The sequence below is a fragment of the Candidatus Neomarinimicrobiota bacterium genome (assembly GCA_018647265.1).
Lineage (GTDB): Bacteria > Fidelibacterota > Marinisomatia > Marinisomatales > TCS55 > TCS55.
In genome coordinates, this window is the sequence record JABGTK010000151.1 from 1 (window position 1) to 2,590 (window position 2,590).

Below are 2,590 nucleotides of genomic sequence, written 5' to 3' on the forward strand. Positions count from 1 at the left end.
ATTTGCTGAAAATCCTAACCGTAGAACAAGAAAAATCATTTGGAGATGTTATCATTTTAACTAAGGTGAAAATGCATAATATGCAGAAGAATCAATTCACCATTATGGAATTTTCGGATGTTCAAATTGATAAGGGTATTCAAAATAATAAATTTTCAGAACGCATGATGAAGCGGGGGATATAATGAAAAACAAATCATTATTTTTAATTTTACTCATGGCTATGGGGACAAATTTATTTGCCCAAAATTTGGAAATAAACGGATATGTTCGTTCTTACTTGGGTGTGTTAACGAATGACACAAACGATTACTCAATTAACCAAAATACATTGGATTTGAAATTGAAACGCACCGACGATAATGTGTCTTTCTTTGCTAATCCATTTATCTATCAAACTCCCAATCAAGATGTGACATTAGGGCTTCGAGAAGCCTATATGGATGTGTATTTTGATAATATGGATTTACGGATTGGGAAGCAGCAAATTATTTGGGGTAAAGCAGATGGAATGTTTATAACGGATATTGTGTCGCCTAAAGATTTGGGAGAGTTTCTGCTTCGAGATTTTGATGAAATCCGCACCGGAATTACATCTTTGAAAGCAAATTATTATTTGGGCGATAATACAGTGGAAATGGTTTGGATTCCAACATTTACACCCACAATAATGCCGGATGAAACATCCATCTGGTCTCGTATTCCAGAATTCCCTTTACCGATTACCATTGATGAATCTCAAAAGGAAATTCCCGGACGATTAGAAAATAGCGAAGGCTTTATAAAATTCTCGGGCATGTCATCTTTATTGGATTATGAAATTATGGCAGGAAGCATGTGGGATGATGACCCGAATTTACATGTTTCACCTATTATTGAACAGGGAAATCCACAACCACTTGGATTAACACTGACACCCAAACATCATCAACTCACATTGGTTGGCGGTAGTTTTAGTTCTGAATTGGGCGGATTCATTCTTCGGGGAGAAGGGGCTTATTATATGGGAAAACAGTTTTCCGCTTTGAATCCAGACCAATTGAATTTGCCAACGAGTTTACTGGAAAAAGATTATGCGCACTATTTGATTGGGACAGATTTCTCTATCGGGACAACTCGGTTTAGCACTCAATTTATTCAGCGTGCCATTTTGGATTATGACGATTTAATTGTTCAGGATGAATTAGATAATACCATGACTTTTTTGGCAAATCGGACGTTTTTACAAGAAACACTCACACTTCAATTATTTGGGTATTTTGGGCTCAATAATGAAGATGCACTCATTCGACCTAGCGTAACTTATGATTTAGCAGATGGATTTGAAATCCTTGCCGGTGCAAATATATTTGTGAAAAATGAAGATAGCGAAAACACAGGACAGTTTGGTTATTACGATGATAATGACATGATCTATGTTAAAATGAAATACAGTTTTTAAAATGAAAGTGAAATGGAAACTAGTAACAATTGTTCTATTTATTTCGTTCGCTTATCCCATTGAAAATGACGTCCATTCTTTAACAATAAAGGTAGAAAAACTTCATAATTCTAAAGGTGTTGTCCAATTCGTTTTGTATAACAAAGATGGATCAATTCCTGATGAAAAGTTTAAAAAATATTACCGAAAACAAATTGGGACCATTGGTAAAAATAATACAGTAATTTCAATATTTGAAAATTTACCTACTGGAAGATATGCTGTAAATATTTTACATGATGAAAATAGAAACGGTGAAATTGATAAAGGGTTTATTTTACCCATGGAAGGTGTAGGATTTTCAAATTTTAATAAACTAGGATTATTCAATAGACCCAATTTTGTCAAATCGAGTTTTGAATTTCAATCGGATAGTACTTTAACTATCAAAATGATTTACATGGTGAAAAAAGGAAAATAAAATGAATAAAAAATCAATCATAATTATATCGGGAATTATTCTATTAGTCGTTGGTTTAATAATGGCTAAACACCATTATGGAGACCATGACGATCATGGTTCACGAATAGGGGAAAAGAGCGAAGTACGCGCAATAGATTGGACACCATCAACGCGAAATGCTTTAATGGAAGAAATGCGCTCTATAAATAAAAATTACCAAGAATTGGTGTCGAACCTTTCTCAAGGAGAATGGAAAAAAGTGATAGAAAATAGTCACAATATTCATTCGGCGTTTATTCTGAAACAGGAATTGTCTGAAGAAGATATGGCCGATCTACATCGAATCCTTCCGGAACGATTTATAGAAATAGATTCAAAATTTCATGACCATGCACTCAAGCTCGCCATGGCAGCGAAAGCCCAAGATGGTGAATTAGCATCTATGTATTTAGGCAAAATGATGGAAGGATGTCTCAGTTGTCATCAAGTCTATGCAAAAGATCGTTTTGAAGGATTCTCCAGCCAGGAAGAAGCGATCCATGAACATTGACTAAAACCGAAAACTTAACCCAGCATACATAAATAGATTATTATAAGACTTATCCTTTAGATAATCGATATTGCATGAAAATTGAATTTTCTTTTGTACTCTCCAATTCATACCGCCACTAAGTCGAGTTTGAAAATAATCTGCAGTCTTATTTCCA

At 34.4% G+C, this 2,590-nt stretch carries 4 protein-coding genes; all 4 read left to right on the forward strand.

What is annotated here, in order from left to right; genetic code table 11:
- Positions 1–185, forward strand: a 185-nt coding sequence (locus HN459_09340; GenBank protein MBT3479647.1) for an outer membrane lipoprotein-sorting protein, incomplete at its 5' end; no start/stop codon positions are given.
- Positions 185–1,441, forward strand: a complete 1,257-nt coding sequence (locus tag HN459_09345; protein ID MBT3479648.1) for a hypothetical protein — start codon at positions 185–187, stop codon at positions 1,439–1,441. The genes HN459_09340 and HN459_09345, both read left to right, overlap by 1 nt.
- Before the next feature lies 1 nt (position 1,442).
- Positions 1,443–1,901: a DUF2141 domain-containing protein gene (locus HN459_09350; protein MBT3479649.1), complete on the forward strand. Its 459-nt coding sequence runs from the start codon at positions 1,443–1,445 to the stop codon at positions 1,899–1,901.
- 1 nt (position 1,902) lies between these two features.
- The gene (locus tag HN459_09355) at positions 1,903–2,433 is read left to right on the forward strand and encodes a cytochrome c (GenBank protein ID MBT3479650.1); all 531 of its coding nucleotides are present in this window, start codon (positions 1,903–1,905) and stop codon (positions 2,431–2,433) included.
- Positions 2,434–2,590 lie beyond the last annotated feature (157 nt).

Coding starts and splice junctions, on each gene's coding strand:
- HN459_09350 (MBT3479649.1), top strand. CDS start 1,443: ATGAAAGTGAAATGGAAACTAGTAACAATTGTTCTATTTATTTCGTTC.
- HN459_09345 (MBT3479648.1), top strand. CDS start 185: ATGAAAAACAAATCATTATTTTTAATTTTACTCATGGCTATGGGGACA.
- HN459_09355 (MBT3479650.1), top strand. CDS start 1,903: ATGAATAAAAAATCAATCATAATTATATCGGGAATTATTCTATTAGTC.